The 20498-nt window shown below is 55.2% G+C and carries 19 protein-coding genes; 9 read left to right on the forward strand and 10 right to left on the reverse strand.

The features are described from left to right. Window positions 1-32 precede the first annotated feature (32 nt). The 3 genes from ACXADJ_RS12875 to ACXADJ_RS12885 form a co-directional block, all read right to left on the reverse strand. Window positions 33-1739: a SulP family inorganic anion transporter gene (locus ACXADJ_RS12875; protein ID WP_475066531.1), complete on the reverse strand. Its 1707-nt coding sequence runs from the start codon at window positions 1737-1739 to the stop codon at window positions 33-35. Window positions 1740-1902: 163 nt separating this feature from the next. After that, window positions 1903-3636 carry a bifunctional protein tyrosine phosphatase family protein/NAD(P)/FAD-dependent oxidoreductase gene (locus ACXADJ_RS12880; RefSeq protein WP_475066533.1) on the reverse strand — a complete coding sequence of 578 codons (1734 nt, stop codon included), beginning with the start codon at window positions 3634-3636 and terminating at the stop codon, window positions 1903-1905. Window positions 3637-3686: 50 nt separating this feature from the next. Next, a complete protein-coding gene (locus ACXADJ_RS12885) occupies window positions 3687-4550 on the reverse strand; it encodes an MBL fold metallo-hydrolase (protein WP_475066535.1) in 864 nt (287 codons plus the stop codon). 521 nt (window positions 4551-5071) lie between these two features. On the opposite strand from ACXADJ_RS12885, the gene ACXADJ_RS12890 reads away from it, so the two are divergent. The 3 genes from ACXADJ_RS12890 to ACXADJ_RS12900 all read left to right on the forward strand — a co-directional run bounded on the left by ACXADJ_RS12890 (window position 5072) and on the right by ACXADJ_RS12900 (window position 6674). Continuing rightward, window positions 5072-5308 carry a ParD-like family protein gene (locus ACXADJ_RS12890; RefSeq protein ID WP_028293164.1) on the forward strand — a complete coding sequence of 79 codons (237 nt, stop codon included), beginning with the start codon at window positions 5072-5074 and terminating at the stop codon, window positions 5306-5308. Beyond that, window positions 5308-6099 carry a type I methionyl aminopeptidase gene (map, locus tag ACXADJ_RS12895; protein WP_475066537.1) on the forward strand — a complete coding sequence of 264 codons (792 nt, stop codon included), beginning with the start codon at window positions 5308-5310 and terminating at the stop codon, window positions 6097-6099. Before ACXADJ_RS12890 ends, map begins: the two co-directional genes overlap by 1 nt. A 416-nt stretch (window positions 6100-6515) precedes the next feature. After that, window positions 6516-6674, forward strand: coding sequence for a hypothetical protein (locus tag ACXADJ_RS12900; RefSeq protein WP_475066538.1), 159 nt, complete (start codon window positions 6516-6518; stop codon window positions 6672-6674). Window positions 6675-6694: 20 nt separating this feature from the next. Here the strand turns inward: ACXADJ_RS12900 and ACXADJ_RS12905 are convergent, their stop codons facing one another. Together ACXADJ_RS12905 and ACXADJ_RS12910 are read right to left on the reverse strand one after the other, a co-directional pair. After that, window positions 6695-7051: a hypothetical protein gene (locus ACXADJ_RS12905; protein WP_475066540.1), complete on the reverse strand. Its 357-nt coding sequence runs from the start codon at window positions 7049-7051 to the stop codon at window positions 6695-6697. A 14-nt stretch (window positions 7052-7065) separates the two neighbouring features. Further along, on the reverse strand, window positions 7066-7542 hold the full coding sequence (locus tag ACXADJ_RS12910; protein ID WP_475066543.1) for a Panacea domain-containing protein: 477 nt from the start codon (window positions 7540-7542) through the stop codon (window positions 7066-7068). 583 nt (window positions 7543-8125) lie between these two features. Here ACXADJ_RS12910 and ACXADJ_RS12915 point away from each other — a divergent pair. The 4 genes from ACXADJ_RS12915 to ACXADJ_RS12930 all read left to right on the forward strand — a co-directional run bounded on the left by ACXADJ_RS12915 (window position 8126) and on the right by ACXADJ_RS12930 (window position 12905). Further along, a complete protein-coding gene (locus ACXADJ_RS12915) occupies window positions 8126-8713 on the forward strand; it encodes a YrbL family protein (protein ID WP_475066545.1) in 588 nt (195 codons plus the stop codon). A gap of 530 nt (window positions 8714-9243) precedes the next feature. Then, window positions 9244-10098 (forward strand): formate/nitrite transporter family protein, encoded by an 855-nt coding sequence (locus tag ACXADJ_RS12920; RefSeq protein WP_475066547.1) that lies wholly within the window; start codon window positions 9244-9246, stop codon window positions 10096-10098. A 214-nt stretch (window positions 10099-10312) separates the two neighbouring features. After that, complete coding sequence (locus tag ACXADJ_RS12925; protein ID WP_475066551.1) at window positions 10313-12049, forward strand: bifunctional protein-serine/threonine kinase/phosphatase; 1737 nt, start codon at window positions 10313-10315, stop codon at window positions 12047-12049. Between the two features lie 367 nt (window positions 12050-12416). Beyond that, window positions 12417-12905, forward strand: a complete 489-nt coding sequence (locus ACXADJ_RS12930; RefSeq protein WP_475066553.1) for a CreA family protein — start codon at window positions 12417-12419, stop codon at window positions 12903-12905. 52 nt (window positions 12906-12957) lie between these two features. Here the strand turns inward: ACXADJ_RS12930 and ACXADJ_RS12935 are convergent, their stop codons facing one another. From ACXADJ_RS12935 to ACXADJ_RS12955, 5 genes are all read right to left on the reverse strand, one after another. After that, window positions 12958-13137 (reverse strand): hypothetical protein, encoded by a 180-nt coding sequence (locus tag ACXADJ_RS12935; RefSeq protein ID WP_475066555.1) that lies wholly within the window; start codon window positions 13135-13137, stop codon window positions 12958-12960. 190 nt (window positions 13138-13327) lie between these two features. Next, window positions 13328-14983 (reverse strand): PepSY-associated TM helix domain-containing protein, encoded by a 1656-nt coding sequence (locus tag ACXADJ_RS12940; protein ID WP_475066557.1) that lies wholly within the window; start codon window positions 14981-14983, stop codon window positions 13328-13330. Further along, window positions 14983-15294 (reverse strand): hypothetical protein, encoded by a 312-nt coding sequence (locus ACXADJ_RS12945; RefSeq protein ID WP_028293157.1) that lies wholly within the window; start codon window positions 15292-15294, stop codon window positions 14983-14985. Before ACXADJ_RS12945 ends, ACXADJ_RS12940 begins: the two co-directional genes overlap by 1 nt. Continuing rightward, entirely contained in the window at window positions 15291-15461 is a 171-nt protein-coding gene (locus ACXADJ_RS12950) for a hypothetical protein (protein ID WP_475066559.1), read from the reverse strand. Before ACXADJ_RS12950 ends, ACXADJ_RS12945 begins: the two co-directional genes overlap by 4 nt. 193 nt (window positions 15462-15654) lie before the next feature. Further along, window positions 15655-17658: a TonB-dependent receptor plug domain-containing protein gene (locus tag ACXADJ_RS12955; RefSeq protein ID WP_475066561.1), complete on the reverse strand. Its 2004-nt coding sequence runs from the start codon at window positions 17656-17658 to the stop codon at window positions 15655-15657. 272 nt (window positions 17659-17930) lie between these two features. Here ACXADJ_RS12955 and ACXADJ_RS12960 point away from each other — a divergent pair, with 272 nt between their 5' ends. After that, window positions 17931-19301, forward strand: a complete 1371-nt coding sequence (locus tag ACXADJ_RS12960) for a DASS family sodium-coupled anion symporter (protein WP_475066563.1) — start codon at window positions 17931-17933, stop codon at window positions 19299-19301. Window positions 19302-19476: 175 nt separating this feature from the next. Then, complete coding sequence (locus ACXADJ_RS12965; protein ID WP_475066565.1) at window positions 19477-20370, forward strand: Tim44 domain-containing protein; 894 nt, start codon at window positions 19477-19479, stop codon at window positions 20368-20370. Window positions 20371-20498: the final 128 nt, after the last annotated feature.

A 20498-nucleotide genomic window follows, 5' to 3' on the forward strand; every position in this document is an offset into this window, starting at 1 on the left:
CGTAGCCCGTCGGGCTGTGCAACGAAAGAAAATCAATGCCCTCTAAGGGTTTCCCACGCCAGGTTCTGGCTTAGGAACACTTGGCCGCTGAGTTCTTCCAGGAAATGGCTGCGGCGCAGTTGGTCCATCACCGGGCCTTTTACTTCAGTGAGGTGCAGTTTTACGCCGCCGTCTTTCAAGCGTACGTTGATGGCTTCAAGGCTTTCCAGAGCCGAGGCGTCGATGCCGTTAATGGCCGGGCACATCAGAATCAGGTGTTCGGCTTGCTGGTTTTTGGCAACCAGATTGTAGACACAGTCTTCCAGGTAACGGGCGTTAGCAAAGTAGAGGCTTTCGTCGATACGCACGGTGAGTATTTTCGGGTCGGTTTCTACGTCAAAGCGTTCAACGTTGCGGAAGTGTTCAGTACCCGGTACGCGGCCCACTACGGCGCTGTGTGGTGTGGAGGTGCGGTACAGGTGCAGCAAAATCGACAAGCTAACGCCCGCTATGATGCCTGCTTCTACCCCTTCTACCAGTGTCAGAATGATGGTCGCGGCCATGGCGGCGAAGTCGCTGCGTGAGAATTCCCAGGTGCGTTTCAGTGCGCCCAGATCCACCAGCGACAGCACGGCAACAATAATGGTGGCAGCCAGCGTGGCTTTTGGCAGGAAGAAGATCAGTGGTGTCAGCACCAGTGTGGCAATGGCAATACCGACGGCGGTAAAGGCCCCTGCGGCTGGGGTTTCAGCACCGGCATCAAAGTTGACGACGGAACGAGAAAAGCCTCCTGTTACCGGGAAACCGCCGGAAATTGCACTGCCGATATTGGCGCTGCCGAGGCCAATCAATTCCTGATTCGGGTCGATACGCTGACGGCGTTTGGCGGCCAGGGTTTGCGCCACCGACACCGATTCCACAAAGCCCACCACGCTGATCAACAAGGCTGACATCGCTACCTGCTGCCACAGTTCCAAATCAAACCCCGGTAATGTGAGCCCCGGCAAACCAGTCGGAATATCCCCCACCACTTTTACGCCAGATTCCGTCAGTCCCATCAGGTAGGTAACGCCGGTAGTAACCGCAACCGCCAGCACCGGTCCGGCCTTGGCGACGATGTCGGCGCTGCGTGGACCAAGTCCGGCTTTGACCAGTAGCGGTTTCAACTGCTTGCGTACCCAGAACAGGAACACGGTCGCCGTGACGCCAATAATAAGGGTTGGGTAGTTCACCTCTGACAGGTGTTCGAACAGCGAAGAAACAATCTCGACCAGATTATGGCCATGGGCGCTGACGCCCAGAATGTGCTTCAGCTGGGATGCCGCAATGATGATGCCGGAAGCAGTAATGAAGCCCGAGATCACCGGATGGCTAAGGAAGTTGGCCAACATGCCGAGCTTCAAAAATCCCATCAAGATCAGCATCAGGCCGGAAATAAACGCCAGTGCAATGGCGGCGGTGATGTATTCAGGAGTCCCTTGAGCAGCCAGGTTCCCCGCTGCCGCAGCGGTCATTAACGACACCACCGCTACCGGGCCAACTGCCAGTGTGCGGCTGGTACCAAAAACGGTGTAAAACAGCAGCGGCAGAATGCTGGCGTAAAGGCCAATTTCCGGCGGTAACCCGGCCAACAATGCGTAGGCAAGGGATTGTGGAATCAGCATGATGGTCACGATCACAGCCGCTACCAGATCACTGGTCAGCGTCTGTTGGTTGTATTGTCGTGCCCACTGCAGCATGGGTAGATAGCGTTCCAGCATCTACAGGCTCCTGATGAAAAATCCGGGACAGACTGCTCGCTTGTTCCCGCTTGTTCCCGCTTGAAACCCGCCTAACGACTGTCAGATCTATTGAGCTGTCGTTTGGCGGGCCGTTGTTACTATTGCTGTTACTGTCGCTGTTGTAGCTATACGAACAACAAGGTTATTTTTTGCCGCTGAAGTCGCAGGCTGGCAGCGCTTCGTGATCCGCCGGGCGATGGGCCAGAATATTTGGCTCGGCCAGCCATTCGTGGCCTTTCAGCATGCCGTTCCAGTAAATCCACGGCAGTGCCTTTTCTTTCAGCAACCAGGCCAGCCGGGTGGCTTCGGTGCCTTTTAGCAACCAGCTTGGGAAGGTCGGGCTGACCTTGCCGCCGTAACAGAATTCAGCCAGTACGATCTTGCCGCGCTCAACGGTTAGCGGGCAGGAACCGTAACCGTCGTACACCGCTCTCGGGGCCTCACCGTTCAGTACCATCAGTACGTTTTCGGCGACGGTAGGCGCTTGCTTGCGCACTGCTGCCGCGGTTTTGGCGTTGGGTGTATTACCGCCGTCACCCAGCCCAAATACGTCACCGTATTTCTTGTGCTGAAGGGTTTCCGGGTTCACATCAATCCAGCCACCGGCGTCGGCAAGCGGACTGTCGGCGATAAATTTGGGCGATTTCTGCGGCGGGCAGATGTGCATCATGTCAAACTGTTTTTCGACCTGACTGACGTTGCCTTCGCCATCGGTAACGTCGAACACTGCAGTTTTGCTGTTGCCGTCCACCCGCGTCAGGTTGTGCATAAAGTTGAGCTGTATGCCGTACTTTTTGACGTACTCCATCAAGGCCGGGACGTAGTCAGCAACGCCAAACAGCGCACCACCCGCATTGCAGAATTCGACATCGATGTTGTTCAACGCACCGCTTCGGCTCCAGGCATCACACGACAGATACATGGCTTTTTGCGGTGCACCGGCACACTTGATAGGCATTGGCGGCTGGGTAAACAGCGCCTTGCCCTTGCGGGTGCTCTGCACCAGCTCCCAGGTATACGGCGCCAGATCAAACTTGTAGTTGGAGGTCACGCCATTTTTACCCAGGGTGTCGCTGACGCCTTCAATCGCATCCCAGTTGAGCGACAAGCCCGGTGACACAATCAGCACCCGATACTGCAATACTTCGCCATCTTCCAGCGTGACCTGTTGGTGCTCTGGCTGGAACGTCGCGGCGGCGGCGTTATACCAGCGGGCTTTGTCTGGCATCACTTCGGCCATGTGACGCGCGGTATCACTGCGCTTGAATACGCCACCGCCTACCAGGGTCCAGCCGGGCTGGTAGTAGTGCTCGGAGCGCGGTTCCACGATGGCGATATCAAGGTCTGGCTGGCGTTTCAGCAAACTGGCGGCCACGGCCTGGCCACCAGCACCACCGCCAACAATCACAACTTCATGGCGCTTTCCGGCAACTTTTGGTGCAGCACCAGACTGTTGTTGGCGAATGGCCGTTAGACGATCACGCTGGGCACCGAGGTCATACCCTGCGTTGCTTGTGGCCTGCAAAATGGCATCAGCATCCAGATGTGCGGCTTCAGACAATGCCCACAAGGTGGCGCAGCGAGTACCGGTACGACAGAACGCCAACACTGGACCTTGCATCGCTTCTAACGCCTGCTTGAATTCAGCCGCGTTTTCATCGGTCACCTTGCCGGAGATGACCGGCATATAACGAAATTCCATGCCGTGGCTTTCAGCCGCCTGACGGATTTCATCGGTGGCCGGCTGGTCAGTCGATTCCTTCTCCGGTCGATTACAAATGATCGACTTGAAGCCCATGGAAGCCGCTATTCCTACATCACCGGCGGTAATTTGCGGGCTGACACTGATAAAAGGTGAAAGTGAACGTACTTCCATATTGAACTCCTGCTGCTGAGTAAGTTGTTGTTATTGTTTTGGTTGGCCGATCAAAACAGGTTAATCGGTACTTTCAGGTATACCTGGCCATTTTCCTCTGGCTCCGGCATGTCACCGGCACGCATATTTACCTGCACCGACGGCAGAATCAGCCTTGGCATTCCCAGAGTGGCGTCACGCTCGGAACGCATTTTCACGAAGTCCGCTTCACTGATGCCATCTTTTACATGGACGTTGCTTTCACGTTCGGCGGCCACGCTGGTTTCGCAAACGTATTCATCACGACCCGGCGCCTTGTAGTCGTGACACAGGAACAGACGGGTATCGCCCGGCAAGGCGAACAGGCGTTTGATAGAACGGAACAGGGTTGTGGCATCGCCACCGGGAAAATCACAACGAGCCGTGCCGTAATCCGGCATAAACAGGGTGTCGCCCACAAATGCGGCATCGCCAAATACGTAGGTCATACAGGCTGGGGTGTGACCCGGGGTGTGCATGGCCTGACCTTTCAGGTTACCCACTTCAATGGTGTCACCGTCGTTGAACAGCTGATCGAACTGGCTGCCGTCACGGGCAAATTCGGTACCAGCGTTAAACGCCTTACCGAAGGTTTCCTGCACTGTGGTGATATGGGCACCAATGCCGATTTTGGCACCGGTTTTTTCGGCCAGATAAGGCGCTGCCGACAGGTGATCGGCATGCACGTGGGTTTCCAGAATCCAGTCGACGGTCAGTTTGTTGGCTTCAATAAACGCCAGAATCGCGTCAGCAGATTCGGTATTGGTGCTGCCGGATGCGTAGTCAAAATCCAGCACTGAGTCGACAATCGCACAGTGGTTGGTGTCTGGGCACTGCACCACGTAGCTATAGGTAAAGGTAGGTTCGTCGAAAAAGTGAGTAACGATCGGTTGCATCCATCAGCCCTCTTAGAGTTATTTCGTTTTGGAATAACGATAGATCAATAAGAAATATACTAGACCGATGAATCTGAAATTGCCAATAGCGTTTGGTCGGATAAACAAGCATTTTTATGAGCTTTTGAAGTAAACAGTTGTCGTGATGAACATAAGATAATGCCTCCAGAACCTTGCCATTCGATCCATGGAATGCCGCAAAGCCCAGTAATAATCGGGACTTCCGATCGATTGGCCTGGGGTAAAAACGGCGCTGGCTTTTGAAGTCTGCGGCCGGGATTTTCAGACAGCTATTGCGGCTTGTGGCAGATTGCCACAGCCCCTGATTTTCAGCGTAGTACCGTAGGGTGTGACCCGAGCACCATCCTATGCCCCGCTCGAGCACAGCACCCGATCGTTACCAAACCCCAAAACGCTCTGTCCCTGCTATCAGCACAATGTTGGAGGATGTTTAAATATACAATTCGTATATGTTTTGTATTTCGAAGCAGGCACTGCTTCCATCCTTAAAGGTAGACACCATGGGAATCGTCAAAATCTCTGACGAACTGCATGAAGAGATTCGCGACGCCAGCGCCGTGATGGCGCGGTCGATCAATTCGCAGGCAGAGTACTGGATCAAGATTGGTATGTTGGCGGAGTTTTATCCACAGCTGAGTTATGCCGAATTAACCCGCAAGCTGTTGATGAATGAGGCTTTGCCGTTGGCGTCATTGCGCTCTGAGCACCATCAGGCACGAACGCAAGAGGCCAGCTGATGAATGCGGTTGTGAAAAACCCTGAAGAACTGGAGTTGATGCGTGAATCCGGTCGTTTGCTGGCGCAGGTGTTTGCGATGCTGGACGACTTTGTGCAAGCGGGTGTCAGTACCATGGACATCAATCTGGCGGTGGAAGACTTCATTGAAAACGAGTTGAACGCCCGTCCAGCCAGCCGAGGCCAGTACGATTTCCCGTATTGTTTGAACACCTCGGTGAACCATGTGGTGTGCCACGGCATGCCGAAGGCGAGTCAGATTCTACGCAACGGCGATATCATCAACTGCGATATTACGCTGGAGAAGAACGGTTTTATTGCCGATTCCAGCAAGATGTATTGCGTAGGCAAGATCACGCCAGTGGCCCGTCGTCTGGTGGATAAAACCTACGAGGCCATGTGGGCCGGTATCAAAACGGTGAAGCCGGGGGCGACACTGGGCGATATCGGTTTTGCGGTGCAGCAGGTGGCTCAGCAAGCCGGTTACAGCGTGGTACGTGAATACTGTGGCCATGGTATTGGCCGCGAAATGCACGAAGACCCGCAGGTGTTACACTACGGCGCGCCGGGCACTGGCATGAAGCTGGAAGAAGGCATGACCTTCACCATCGAGCCGATGATCAACCAGGGCGACCGCAAGCTGAAGCATATGAAAGACGGCTGGACGGTCATCACCCGTGACAAGAAGCTGTCGGCTCAGTGGGAGCACACCATTGCGGTCACCAGGGACGGCTACGAGGTACTGACCTTGCGCGAAGAGGAAACCGAGGCCCGCTTCGGCCGGGTCGAATAAAACTTTTCGGCCGGGCTGCTCTCCAAGTAATCATATCTATCAACTGGTGTGTGTATGTCTGGCCTAGGGCCCCCCTGAATAACTCGGTGCCCGCTCTGGATAACAGGGCGACGCTGAATCACGAAGCTGATTTGCAGGCCTGACGGGTCAAGTCAAAAATCAGCGACACAGAGTCAGCAAGCCCTGCCATCCCCGTAGGGCGCGGCCTGCAGGCCGCCAGAACAGCGTTGGCGAATTTGGAAAGGACCCGTCATTCCGCTGCATTCGCCGCCTTGTTCTGACAACCTGCAGGACTCGCGCACGACTGCATGGATGCAGGAGGTAGGGCGAAGCAGGAAGCCAGAGCCGAGAGCTGTGCAAAGTTATTCAGAGGGTCCCTGGGTTCTGACGGCAATGTCCTTGCCGCATTATGTAGTGTGTTTATTCCCGGTTTGGGGCAGCTGCTGCAAGGCCGTTTGATCATGGCCATTTTGATGTTTGTGCTGGCAGGGGCTCTGTGGACCATCATGCTGGGCTGGATCATTCACCTCTGGTCCATCATTGATGCGGCCAAATTCCGGCCTTCCGCGTTTTAAACCAGCGAGGGCACAGCAACTCAATTGCTTTTGAACAAGCCTTTGAGGATGTAGCCCATCAGGGCAATCACGCCGGAGCCTGCGCCAATAATGCCCAGCATCACGCTGCTGGGCACAGGCTCTGCCAATGTCTGCATCTGGCTGAAATAGCTGCCAATAAACCAGAACAGTCCCACAAACCAGCCGACTATTAATAGGCAAATAAACATCGACAGGCCAATCTTGAGGTTGGTATTGGCTTTCACATCTCCGGTCAAAGCCCGACTATGGGCCAACTTGACCAGTTGTTCGTCTTTTTTAAGGGAGTAATCCACCTGCTCCTGGGTTTCCTTGACGGTCGCAGGACGGCTGGGTACGGCTTTGGTAAACGGGTCCATGTCTGCGATTCCTTTCAAAGTCCGGATACGTTGTCAGGGCAGCTGATCACCTTGCGGTAGTGATCCTTGATCATGTCATTCGGTATGCGGGCAAACAGGTCGCGCTTGCCATCTTCTTCTTCATACACGCTATACCAGGGTGTGTTGGGCTGATGGGTGAGGTTCACCAGGTCCATCGGATCGCGGTCGCCGTAGAGTTTCAGGGTGCCTTCCAGTGCTTCGACTACGTCATGGTCGTCGACTCCCGCTTCCACCGCACCGACCGGAATTTTCTCGGCTCCAAATTCCCGAAACTGGTTGTACACCCCCAGAATCACCGGGCCGTATTTCCAGGCGCTGATGTCGTCCTTGAACATGGGTTTGTTTTTCCACGCCAACAAATAGCCGTGGGCAATATAGAGCAGCTTTTGCAGCTGTAAGTTGGATAGCGCCAGCTGACGTTGCTGGGCCAGTTCGAGCATTTTGTAGGCTACGTCGACGGCGCGATACATGCTGCGTTCCTGCAGTCTGAATTTGGCCACCAGTGTAGTTAGGGTTAGCGTGCTTGTTCAAGAGCCCTTAAACCAGTGACGCCTCCCCCCTAGCCACGGTCTATTTATTGACATAAATCAACAAAATATAGGGGCCCTCTGAATGACTCGGTGCCCGCTCTGGATGACAGGGCGAAGCTGAGTCACGAAGCTGGTTTGAAGGCCTGACGGGTCAAGTCAAAAATCAGCGACACAGAGTCAGCAATGCCCTGCCATCCCCGTAGGGCGCGGCCTGCAGGTTGCCAGAACGGTGTTGTCGAATTTGGAAAGGACTGGTCATTCCGCTGCATTCGCCGCCTTGTTCTGACAACCTGCAGGACCCGCGCACGACTGCATGGATGCAGGAGGTAGGGCGAAGCAGGAAGCCAGAGCCGAGAGCTGTGCAGAGTTATTCAGAGGGTCCCTAGGCTTGTACACAGTTGCATACTTCAAATATCCATATTTGTGAAACAATTCGTACTAGATAGACGGATTTATCCCATAATTGCCCAGCTTTAACATGGAAGTCATATTAATAGAACAACCGTTTTAAACGGGCACTGCAATGACGCAAACGATTAGTATTAACCCTGAATTATTGATAGGCCGTGGCAGGGACAGAGCTTGCTACCGCCATCCTGATGATCCCGACTTTTGCATCAAGGTCGGCACCAAGCCGGAAAAACAAACCCGCCGCGAAAAACGCTATTTCCTGTACTTGCTGCGCAAAGGCGTGGATATGCGTTTCATCGCTCCTTATATGGGAGACATCAAAACCTCCCAGGGCACGGGCGCGCTGTTTCCGCTGATTCACGATGACAATGGCGAGGTGTCGTTGACGCTGACCCAGACCATCAAAGCCAATCAGATTGACCGCGGCACCCTCAACCGCAAACTCGATCAGTTGTATCGGTATCTGGTCGACAACCATATTTGTACCCGGGATGTCAGCCCGAACAACATTATGGTGCGCCGTCGCGCCGGACAGATCGATTTCATTCTGATTGATGGCGTTAGCCGCCCTAACCTGAATCCGTTGTCGATTCGTTTGCCAGCACTGGCCAAACGCAGCGTCGACAAGTGCTGGGTTAGCCTGATGCAGAAGGTCAACAAGCTGACGACTGCCACTGTTGTGCCACTGCACGCTGCTTGAGCAGGTTTTGCTCCTCCCGTCTGCTATCTACAACAAGATATAACCACCAGCTCGCACTGCACCAGGCTGGTGCTGTTATAAGGCAAATATGCCTGCCACCGCGCTTTAAACGCTCCTGAATATCCTTCCCTACTTATCGACTGCGAAACACCTGACTGGCTGCATCCTCTCAAGAAAGGCAATTGTCCACATCCGCCGTAAGGCATAGATGACAATGCTATCCAAAAGTGTGATCAGGCCGACCTTCGGTCAGTTGGAGCCAGACAATAGCCGATATTTGGCACGGCTGTTGCTATGTTCAGTCAGGTTCGGGCCAACGGCGGCCCAACCATAGATCGCGTTCAAGATCGTTTAATGCATGTATCTGGATAACGGTGTCCAGCGACTGTCAGTGTGTCTGACGGCCGCGGGATACCGTTTTTTTATGCCTGAAGAAAAAGCCGGCCCGGCAAACAGGGCGCGACAGCCAGGTCGTCGCACAGAAGAAACAGAACCGCCTGCGGGCAAACCATGATCAAGAGGAACTGACAATGTCCTATCTCGCGCCTTCCGAATTTGCCACCAAGATGGTGGATGCTGGTGAAGAAAAAATCTTTATGTCCACCAAGGACACCCTGATCCGCGCCTTTATGGCCGGTGCTATCCTGGCTCTGGCAGCCGTATTCGCCATTACCGTTGCCATGAAGAGCGGCTCCCCGATTCTGGGTGCCTGTTTGTTCCCGGTTGGCTTCATCATGCTGTATCTGATGAAGTTCGACCTGCTGACCGGTGTGTTCACTCTGGTACCGCTGGCGCTGATCGACAAGCGTCCAGGCTGCAACATGCAGCAGCTGCTGCGTAACTGGGGTCTGGTGTTCTGCGGCAACCTGGCTGGCGCATTGTCCGTAGCCATCATGATTTCTTTCATTCTGACCTACGGTTACAACACCGACGGCGGCGCACTGGCGGCAAAGGTCTCTACCATTGGTGAATCCCGTACCGTTGGTTACGCCGCTCACGGCATCGATGGCTGGTTCACTATTTTCATCCGCGGCATGCTGTGCAACTGGATGGTATCCATGGGTGTGGTTGGCGCCATGATCTCTACCTCTGCTACCGGCAAAATGGCTGCCATGTGGATGCCGATCATGCTGTTCTTCTTCATGGGCTTCGAGCATTCCATTGTGAACATGTTCCTGTTCCCATTCTCCATGATCATGGGTGGTGACTTCACGGTAATGGACTACATCATCTGGAACGAACTGCCGACGGCTCTGGGTAATCTGGTGGGTGGCTTCCTGTTTGTCGCCTTGCCGCTGTACTACACCCACGTTCGCCAGGATGCCAAGCGCACACTGGGCGGCGGTGCTGGCAGCATGACCGCTCCGGCTGACAAGGCCAAATAAGGGCTTTTGCCAACATGGATCGTGGCTCTGGATATTGAAGCTTTGGGTATTGAAGCTCTGGATAAAGAAAAACACGCTCACAAGTCCCATCCACAGCCATCATCATGACATAAGCCTCAACACTGGCCCCTGCGGATACCCGTCGGGGCCAGTGCTGTGTTTGGCCTGAACAACCATGCCTGAACAACCTGCCCCACTCACTTCAGGAGCATTGATGACCAGCCAGTTGCAGGTCCGCTATGGCCACTATTCCGACAAGGGCCGCAAAGCACACAATCAGGATTTCCACGATGGCAAGCTGCCTCAAGGGAATGAACGCACGCTAAAGGGCCTTGCGTTTGCCATCGCCGATGGCATCAGCAGCAGCGAGGTCAGCCGTCAGGCGGCCGAAACCGCGGTTGGCAACTTTCTTAGCGACTATTACTGCACCCCGGAAAGCTGGTCGGTGAAGCAATCGGCCAACAAGGTCATCTCCGCCACCAATGCCTGGCTGCATTCCCAAACCTTGCAAAGCCCCTTTCGCAACGACTTCAACCGCGGTTATGTCTGCACTCTCTCTGTGCTGATTCTGCGCCAGCGCAGTGGCCACCTGTTCCACCTGGGCGACAGCCGTATCTATCGGTTGCGTAATGGCTCGATGGAACAACTGACCCGCGACCACCGGCTGTGGGAGCACAACCGCAAGAGCTATCTGGCCAATGCCATGGGCATGCGGCCGCTGGCAGACATCGATGAGCACAGTGTCGAGCTGGAGTGCGGCGATGTGTTTTTGTTAACCACAGACGGTATCCATGACTTTGCCGACCCGTCATTCATCGACCAGACCTTGCAGCTGCACAGCGATAACCTCGACGATGCCGCCCGCCAGATTGCCGAAGACGCGCTGGAACGAGGCAGTGACGACAACCTCACCTTGCAGGTGATTCAGGTAACGGGGTTGCCGCCAGTTCGAGGTAATAGCCCGGTGGCTGAATTGCAACAGCTGCCATTGCCACCGTCACTGGATGCCCGCATGGAGTTCGACGGTTATCGGATACTGCGCAATCTGCATACCTCAAGCCGCAGCCACGTGTGGTTGGCGGAAGATCTCGACAGCGGCAAACAAGTAGCCTTGAAAGTCCCTTCCGGGGAGTTACAGCAAGACGCCGACTATCTGGATCGTTTTCTGATGGAAGAATGGATCAGCCGTCGCATCAATAGCCCCCATGTGCTGCAACCCCAGCTGCCCAATCGGCCCCGCAACTATTTGTACACCACCACCGAATACGTCGACGGTCAGACTCTGACGCAGTGGTTGGAAGACAACCCCAAGCCGTCACTGGAGGTGGTTCGAGGAATCATTGAGCAAGTTGCCCGAGGGTTGCGCGCCTTTCACCGCTTGGAAATGCTGCATCAGGATCTCAAGCCCGGTAATGTGCTGATCGACCACACAGGCACCGTACGAATCATCGATTTTGGTTCGACGGCGGTACGTGGTTTGATGGAAGCCGGGATGCAAACAGAAGAACCACTGCCCGGTACTGCGCTGTACATGGCGCCGGAGTATTTTATTGGCTTGGGCGGCTCGACCGAATCGGATCAGTTTTCGCTGGCGGTGCTCACCTATCACATGCTCACCGGCCAGTATCCGTATGGTACTCGGGTGGCTCACTGCCGTTCGCAGTCGGCGCAACGCAGGTTGGAATATCGCAGCATTCTGATTGACGAACACACCGAAGTGCCCGCCTGGGTCGACAGCGCCATTCAACGGGCCTGCCAGATCGATCCGCTGAAGCGCTACGATGATCTGGCCGAATTCGTCTACGACCTGCGCCACCCCAATCAACAGTATCTGAAACACACCCGACCACCGCTGGTACAGCGCAACCCGGTAGCCTTCTGGCAAGCTATCGCCGCACTCGAACTGCTATTACTGCTGGCGCTCTGCTATCTGATGGGGACATCTATTTAATCCTGCACGGCTCTGCGCGAGTGTTGCCGTTGTTCAGTGCAAGGCGACGGATGCAGCGAAATGACGAGTCCTTTTCAAATCGGGCCGCGTAGGTTCGTCAACACAGCACTGGGCGGCGGCAACCCGCGCCCTGCGGGGGCTGCCGGATGATCTCGACTCTGTGTCGCCGACTTTTGACTTGACCCGTCAGGCCTGCAAGTCGGCTTCGTGATTCGAAACCACCCGGTAGCCCAGAGTGAGCACCGGATTAAATAGATGTCCCCTGATGCTCAACTGACGGAACCCGGTTATGCTGTTGGCGCTCCAAGGACTGGTTGGGTTAACCAGCCAGCGTCAGGATCAAGGATATGCAACAACAGGACTTTCCATGAAAACCCCGTTACTGGATGGCATCAAAGCTGCGGCTGTTGGCATCGCGGCGTCAGTGATCGCTATTGCCGCCACCTTCACCAGTGCCAACGCCGAAGTGATTGGCGAGGTCGATACTGCGTTCAAATTGATCGGCAAAAACCACCGCATTGTGATTGAAGCCTTTGACGACCCCAAAGTAGAGGGTGTGGCGTGCCATTTAAGCCGCGCTCGCAAAGGTGGAATTTCCGGCTCGCTGGGATTGGCTGAAGATACCTCGGATGCGGCCATTGCCTGCCGTCAGATAGGCCCGATTCGCATTGTTGATGAACTGGAAGACGGCGAGAAAGTGTTCAACGCTCGTACCTCTATTTTGTTCAAAACCATGCAGGTGGTGCGTTTCCTCGACAAGAAACGCAACACGTTGGTGTATCTGGTGTATTCCGACAAACTGGTGGACGGCTCGCCGAAGAACAGCATTTCGACGGTGCCTATTCAGCCGTGGTAATCAGCCTTGGTAGTCAGGCCTGATAACCAGCTCGGCTGGTCATACCAAGCGGTCAGCCTTTGAAATCGACCTTACAGCTCTGGCACACCTGATCACCGTAGTAGTTGTTGTCGTAGTTGCACGGACTCTCGTCACGACGACGGGTAGCCGGTTGGGCAGAGGCTGACACTTGGTTGTTGCTGGCAGAAATACCAGTGGAAGCGGCAGCGAGGTAACGGAACACATTGCTCATGGGATTTCTCCTGACTCTTGGATAGTCTTTTAAATAGCTATTGGGAATCGATTTGATTAATTTGAAAGCCTCAATCAATCGATAGAGTCAGATTAGTCCCCTGATGTGTGTTTCGGAAATCACTTTTTTCTCTGCCTTAAATAGCTACTGGCAATCAGTATTAGAATTACGATAGTCAAAGATAAAAATCTTATCCAGCAGCCAACACAGTGTCAGCAGCGTCCACTTGCTTGCGACGCAATACCCACGCCCAGAACATCAGCCCGGCTCCGCCAACCAATGCGGTCGTTTCAACCGCCAACGACAACATCGACACCTGTGTGTGCCCAAGCAGCAGCCATAACAACCCACAGGTCGGAATCAGCCAGATAACCAGCGCCGTGGCCACCAGCATTTCGATGGCATTGCGGGCTGGCGACATCCGTCGTAGCCAGGCCCACAACAGCCAGCCCAGAAACACCGCATAGTAAGTATTCACCAACCATTGGTTCACCGCGCCCTGCCCGGCTGAGCCTGTGGACAACAGCTCACTGGAAACGGCCGCAAACAGGCCTGCCGATTTGGCCACCACCATGGCGGCAGCCACCGCTGCTATCACGCCCAGACACACGCCGTTTGTGAGTGCTCGCATCACGGTGACGGAATGAAACCGACGCCGATGGGGCTGCGCCTGTTGCAGCTTTTTGCGGCGGCTTTCGGTCCACAGTAAGTTGCCGCTGTAGAACACAAAGGCACCGCTGATGCCCAACAGGAAGTACAGCCACTTCATGGTCAGGCCACCAAAACTGCCAAAGTGAATGCCAAAGAAAGTCGCAACCAATCCACTCCAGACATCTTCCTGCCCCGGCACAATGTTGCGGTTGGTCACTTCCCCGGTGTACGGATTCAGCACCAGATAGCCCTCGCGGGCACCACGGGTAACGAAGTCGTCAGTACTCAGCGCCACTCGCGCAACCGGACGGGCCGACTCCAGGTTAAACAAATCCACCGACTTGATGCCAAAGCCCGGTGCTTCGGCCTCAATGTTCTGCAATATCTCGTTGAACGGTGGCAAGGCTTCTATAGAGTAACTGCTCGCGGGTGCGCCGCCACGGCCGCCAAACATCGGCTGTTCGCCGTACACCAGTTCGGCCATGGAGTCGTAGAACACATCGTGAAAGGCAAACACCACCACCGTCAGCGCAATCACCAGATGAAACGGCAGACTGGTAATGCCAATCAGGTTATGGGCATCGAGCCAGAAGCGCTTGTTGCTTTTCTCTGGCCGCAACACCAGAAAGTCCCGCACGATGGCAGGCAACACCAGCACCAGACCGGACACCAGCGCCAGACTGTACAAGAACGCCGCAATGCCCATCAGGTAAACGCCTAACACATCGTGGCCAACATCACCGGGAATCCCGGCGCTGCGATGCAGCTGGTCGATCAACTCCGCCAGTTGGCCCGGTACGTACTGACGCGCCTGCAGTTGCCCCTGTGCATCCAGCGATGCCTGAAACTCGCTGGCCTGCAAATCAATATCGCGGCTGAACGGCCCTTCGTGCCACACCACCGGTGCCGGGCTACCGTCTTGCAGGTGCACGGTCATGTCCTTGCGCGCAGCGGGGTGCTGTTGCAGCACGGTATCCACCAGCTGGCCCAGTTCTGCGGTCGTCATCTCACTGGCCGGGCGCAGGTTATCCTGCGGAGGATTGGCCCAGCGTTGCAGTGGTTCCTCGAACATGGTCAAGGCACCGGCAAAGAAGCCCACAAACAGCAGCAACCCCGAGCAAATGCCCACCCAGGTATGCAGGGTTTTGTACATTTTCAGCCATTCGCCACGTACCTTGATACCTGCTTTGGCCATCACTGAATCCCCCATTGCGTGCGGCTGAAGTAGAGTAAAATCTGCGTCAGCAAGGCCAGCCCACCAATCCAGCCCAGTGCTTGCCAGCCTGACCGCATCGGGTAAACCAGATTCAGCACCACCAGCCACACCAGCGGCACCATCCACATATTGAATTGCACCTTGTTCGGGGCGTCGATGCCGCCCGGCCCCCACCAGGCAAACAGGCCCACCAGTCCAATCGACAAGGCAAAGCCCGGCCCCAGAGCAACAAGGGTTTTCAGCCACCAGTGGTTTCGGAATACGGCTTTGGATTCGGAAGTCTGTTTCATTGTGCTTTTCCTTTATCCGCTTTGCCTTTATCCGCTGTTCCTTTCACCTTTTTATTCACTTTCTCAACCGCCGTGCGGTGACTCTGGCTGGCAGGTCCCGCCTCGAGTGTCGGCCGAACAAGTGCCAGCGCAGGAAACAATGACAGCGACAGCATCACGGTGGTCAACCAGCTCAGCACAGCCGCCAGTATTTCAATACGCCAGCACCAGACAATCAGCAGCAGCGCCAGACACAGTAAAGCCCCGCTCTGCCACCGGGCAGATAGGGGCTGATGTCGCCATCGCTGACCCGGCAACGTCAGGCAGAACGCCGACGTTGCCAGGGCCGTGGCCAATACAAGCAATAAGTGGGTCATAGAATCAGAACTGGTAGCGGGCACCCAGATACACACTGCGTCCCATCACACTGCCGTTGTAGTTATCGTTGATGTTATCCAGACGGGTATTGCTGAGGTTCTTCACCCCGTAGGTCAGTTTCAGGTCATCGCCGATATCGCTGGCCATGCCCAGATTCCAGACGTAGTAGCCCGGCAGTTTGTTGTACACCTGCACCCAGCTGCCGCTGGCGTTACTCCAGGCGGAGTACTGCATACCCGCCTTGTAGGCCACATCGAGGTTAACGTTGAAACGATCCAGCGGTTGCCAGTTCAACTTCACGCCGGCCTCATGTTCCGGGCGATGCTCCAGTACCACCTTGTTGCCATCGGCGTCTTCGTACGACGTCATCAAACGGGTGTAGTTGGCGCTCAGAACCATGCTGTCGGTCAGATCATAGGAACCCTGGGCTTCGTAGCCTTTGGTGGTGGCCTTGGCGACGTTGATCCACTCAGCAGAGATCGGGTTGCCATCGGTGTCGTAACCGACTTCGCGCTCAATCAGATCCTTGATGCGGTTGTTGAAGTACGCCATGGTCAGATCAAAGCGGCTCAGGTTCAGCTCGAAACCGGCTTCGTAGTTGATGCTGGTTTCCGGTTCCAGATCCGGGTTGCCCGCCAGCGTGCAATCACCGCCACAGGAAATAATGGCGTATTCGGCGCTCAGTTTGCTGCCGTCCGGGGCTTTGAAGGCTTTCGAAACACCGCCTTTCAGGGTCAGCGCTTCGGATAGCTGGTACACCGCGTAGGCTTTTGGCGAGAAGTTCTGGCCAAATAATTCGTGGTCATCCAGACGACCACCCAGAGTGACGCTGAAATCATCGGTCAGGAAGGCTTCACCCTGGGCAAACCAGGCATTGGTGGTCACATCGTACTCACCGGTGTCCAGATAGGTCGCGGTGTCCTTGATGGTCTGGGTGCGACGGTCAAAACCGGCCAGCCAGTCAACAAAGCCGATCGACCCCGACAGCCAGGCCTTGGTGTAGAGGTTGTCTTCTTCCAGATTGCGCGACTGCGGATCATCGTAAGAGCTGTTGTAGTCGTGAATATCGGAGTGCTCGCTTTTGATGTAAGCCTGCGCTTGCAGATTCTCCCACTGACCCGTCCAGTTAAGGCCGATGTCGGTACGGGTAATGTCCTGTTCACGGCTGGCCGAGCCACCGGAATACAGTGCGTACGGACGTTCATCGCGGTTACGCGCCAGTTCCAGCTGCAGCCCGTGATTTGGATTCACCTGCCAGCTGATCGTACTGTTGAGGTTCAGGGCTTTCTTTTCTTCACGATCCGGCGCGTCCGTTGAAGTACTGGCATCGCCATCTGCGTACCAGGCATCCTGCCCCAGCTTTTCCGCTCCCAGCGCCAGGTCCACCGAATCACTCAAGGCACCGGAGATCGAGGCGTTGGCACGGTACTGGTCACCTCCCTTGCCGGAGGTTACGGCACGGTATTCCGCGCCCAGCTGACCACTCCACTCATCGGTCGGCTGCTTGGTAATGATGTTCACCACACCACCGATGGCATCGGCACCGTACAACGACGACATTGGGCCACGAATGATCTCAATACGCTCGATATCACCCAATGGCACCGAGTTGAGGTCAAAGTCGCCGCCACGCCACATGGCGCCGGCCGAAGATACCCGCTTGCCATTCACCAGAATCACGGTGTATTCGCCACCCAAACCGCGAATTTGCAGTTCGTCGCGGCCGGAGGCATCGGCCAGATTACTGATACCCACGGCCGAATCGAGAAAGTCAGACAGACTGTTCACCGGTGCTTCGGCCAGATCTTCTGCGGTAAACACCGACGAAAATGCTGGTGCCGACGCCACGCTACGAGCCTTCATGGTCGCAGTGACCACCACTTCTTCCAGCACGTCCTCACTGTCGGACTGCTCGGCCAATGCCGGATTGATCGCCAGAAAACTGATCAAGCCCAAGGAAACGGGCAGGGTTTTGAGTTCAGAATAGGGAAAACGTGACGTGCTCATGGGAAAGCTGTGCTCCTTGGAAACGGTCTGTCCATCGAATGGAACACATGCTATTTGATAATAAATCCCATTAACAACAATGATTGAACTTTTTTACATTTCACAAAATAAAAAGTCAGATTTAATAAGTCCATAAAAAGTCAATGGGTACCTTGAGCCAACAGACAAGCCTGCGCCCAACCAATAACATTCTGTTACCTGGGGACACTCTGAATAACGCAGCACCGTTTTGAACGAGATCCCAAGCCAACGACTGTGAGGAAACCATAACAATGATCGCTGTTGTCAAAGCGTTCCAGCATTGGCTGCTGAACCGTAATAGCCTGATTTTTATCGCCAACGTCATTCTGATGCTGGTACTGCTGAACACCCTGCCCTACAAGCACGATGTGGTGGTCGGCCTCAGCATTCTGACGTTCTGCGCCATTTTGTGGCTTACCGAAGCCGTGCATGTGTCCATCACCGCGCTGATGGTGCCGATTCTGGCGGTGTTCCTTGGGGTCTTCGATACCCCCAAGGCGCTCAGCAATTTCGCCAACCCGATTATTTTCCTGTTTCTGGGTGGTTTTGCCCTGGCAGCCGCCTTGCAGGTACAAAAGCTGGATCAGGCCATCGCCGATAAGGTCATGGTGCTGGCACGAGGCCGTATGACCATTGCCGTGCTGCTGATCTTTGCCGTTACCGCCGGCCTGTCGATGTGGATCAGCAACACCGCCACTGCCGCCATGATGCTGCCACTGGCGATGGGCCTGCTGAACCAGATCAACAACGATGACGACCACGGCACCTACCTGTTTGTGCTGCTGGGCATTGCCTACTGCGCCAGCATTGGCGGTATCGGTACGCTGGTGGGGAGCCCGCCGAACGCCATTGCCGCCGCCGAAGCCAAACTCAGCTTTGCTGACTGGATGGAAGCGGCCATGCCGATTGCGCTGATTCTACTGCCGCTGTGTGTGGGTCTGCTGTACATCATCACCAAACCGAACCTGAGCCATAAATTCGAAATTGACCATGAGCCGCTGGAGTGGACCCACAGCCGCATTCTGACCCTGTGCATTTTTATGGCAGCGGTGGTGTGCTGGATTTTCAGTGGCCAGATCAACGCCATGCTGGGCGGTTTGGCCAAGTTCGATACCATTGTTGCTCTGTGTGCCATTCTGGCACTGGGCGTGACCCGGGTAGTGCAATGGAAAGATATTGAACGAACCGCCGACTGGGGTGTGTTGTTGCTGTTTGGTGGCGGTCTGACCCTCAGTGCGGTGCTGAAAACCACCGGTACCAGTGTGTTTCTGGCCGAATCCATCGGCGACATGCTCGGCGGTGTCGGCGGCATCCTGACTCTGGCTGGCATCATCACCTTTGTGGTGTTCCTGACCGAATTTGCCAGTAACACCGCCAGTGCCGCCTTGCTGGTGCCGGTATTCGCGGGCATTGCCGACGCCATGGGCATCGACCCTGTGATCATGAGCATCATGATTGGTGTTTCTGCGTCCTGCGCCTTTATGCTGCCGGTCGCCACGCCGCCGAATGCCATCGTCTTTGGCACCGGCTTTGTGCCTCAAAAAGACATGATGCGCATTGGTATGTGGCTGAATCTGGTTTGCATCCTGTTTCTGGCCCTCTACAGCTGGCTGTTCTGGTAAGGGCCCCTCTGAATAAGCCTTTTCTGGTTAGCCGCAAGTTGTTCTGCCATCCCTGAATTCTGTTAAACTGCGACTTACCCGAGCTTAATACTCGGGTAAGTCAAAGCTGACAAACGTATTCCAATAACGCCGACAGGCGGATCAGCACTCAAGAATTCAATCGCTAGAGGTTTGTATGAAGTCCTTCTGGTCACTGTTCGCAGCCGTTTTCATGGTCATCGCCATGGTCTCCCCTCAGCCAGCTGAAGCCAAAAAGCGCTTTGGCAGCGGCGGCTTTGGCAAAAGTTACTCCACCGCTCCGGCCCAGAAAAAGTCTACGCCGGACAGTACTCAACAAAATCAATCCGCTGCCCAAACCGGGCAAACCAGCAAAAGCGGCATGGGCAAAGGCCTGATGGGCGGCATGCTGGGTGGTTTGCTGGCCGGTGGTCTGTTCGCCTACCTGCTGGGCAGCGGTGCCTTTGAAGGCATCCAGTTCATGGACATCCTGCTGTTGGCATTGGTGGCCTTTGTGCTGTTCAAACTGTTGCGAGGCTCCCGACCGCAACAGCAAGGCCATGCCTATCAGGGCTCAGCCCCTCATTCACAAGCACGGTCACCGTTCCCGAATGGTGCCAACACCCAGCAACGCACCAGCTCGGCCACCAGCCTGGGCGGTATGATGGATGCGGCCCGTCAGGCACCACCCATGAATCTGCCTGCCGACTTCGACCACGTTGGTTTTATCGGCGGTGCACTGGATCATTACCGCAAGGTGCAGCAAGCCTGGAACGATGGCGACCTGGAAACCATTCGCGAGTACGTATCGGCCGACCTGTACGAAGCGCTGGCCCAGCAACGTGCAGCCATGAACGATGCACCGCCGCAAACCGAAGTGCTGGATCTGGCGGCAGACATCGTCCGAGCTGACGAAGTCGGTAGCGTCCGTCAAATCAGCGTGCTGTTCCGTGGCCGTAGCCGCGATCTGGGTGACAACTCCGAAGACGGTATCTTCGATACCTGGCATCTGGAGCGTGACACCAGCAACAGTGCCAACCCATGGTTGGTGGTTGGTATCGAAGCCGAATAAGTCCTTCTGATAGAACCAAACAAAGCCGCTGATTCAGCGGCTTTGTTGTTTGTGCCGCACGGTTTTTATCTTGCAGTTGCAACAGCTATAATCGGCGCAAATTTGTCCGTCCACAGCCCGGCTGTGAG

It is taken from the genome of Oceanobacter sp. ABM4_470 (assembly GCF_056158645.1).

Coding starts and splice junctions, on each gene's coding strand:
- ACXADJ_RS12875 (WP_475066531.1), bottom strand. CDS start 1,739: ATGCTGGAACGCTATCTACCCATGCTGCAGTGGGCACGACAATACAAC.
- ACXADJ_RS12880 (WP_475066533.1), bottom strand. CDS start 3,636: ATGGAAGTACGTTCACTTTCACCTTTTATCAGTGTCAGCCCGCAAATT.
- ACXADJ_RS12885 (WP_475066535.1), bottom strand. CDS start 4,550: ATGCAACCGATCGTTACTCACTTTTTCGACGAACCTACCTTTACCTAT.
- ACXADJ_RS12890 (WP_028293164.1), top strand. CDS start 5,072: ATGGGAATCGTCAAAATCTCTGACGAACTGCATGAAGAGATTCGCGAC.
- map (WP_475066537.1), top strand. CDS start 5,308: ATGAATGCGGTTGTGAAAAACCCTGAAGAACTGGAGTTGATGCGTGAA.
- ACXADJ_RS12905 (WP_475066540.1), bottom strand. CDS start 7,051: ATGGACCCGTTTACCAAAGCCGTACCCAGCCGTCCTGCGACCGTCAAG.
- ACXADJ_RS12910 (WP_475066543.1), bottom strand. CDS start 7,542: ATGTATCGCGCCGTCGACGTAGCCTACAAAATGCTCGAACTGGCCCAG.
- ACXADJ_RS12915 (WP_475066545.1), top strand. CDS start 8,126: ATGACGCAAACGATTAGTATTAACCCTGAATTATTGATAGGCCGTGGC.
- ACXADJ_RS12920 (WP_475066547.1), top strand. CDS start 9,244: ATGTCCTATCTCGCGCCTTCCGAATTTGCCACCAAGATGGTGGATGCT.
- ACXADJ_RS12925 (WP_475066551.1), top strand. CDS start 10,313: ATGACCAGCCAGTTGCAGGTCCGCTATGGCCACTATTCCGACAAGGGC.
- ACXADJ_RS12930 (WP_475066553.1), top strand. CDS start 12,417: ATGAAAACCCCGTTACTGGATGGCATCAAAGCTGCGGCTGTTGGCATC.
- ACXADJ_RS12935 (WP_475066555.1), bottom strand. CDS start 13,137: ATGAGCAATGTGTTCCGTTACCTCGCTGCCGCTTCCACTGGTATTTCT.
- ACXADJ_RS12940 (WP_475066557.1), bottom strand. CDS start 14,983: ATGGCCAAAGCAGGTATCAAGGTACGTGGCGAATGGCTGAAAATGTAC.
- ACXADJ_RS12945 (WP_028293157.1), bottom strand. CDS start 15,294: ATGAAACAGACTTCCGAATCCAAAGCCGTATTCCGAAACCACTGGTGG.
- ACXADJ_RS12955 (WP_475066561.1), bottom strand. CDS start 17,658: ATGAGCACGTCACGTTTTCCCTATTCTGAACTCAAAACCCTGCCCGTT.
- ACXADJ_RS12960 (WP_475066563.1), top strand. CDS start 17,931: ATGATCGCTGTTGTCAAAGCGTTCCAGCATTGGCTGCTGAACCGTAAT.
- ACXADJ_RS12965 (WP_475066565.1), top strand. CDS start 19,477: ATGAAGTCCTTCTGGTCACTGTTCGCAGCCGTTTTCATGGTCATCGCC.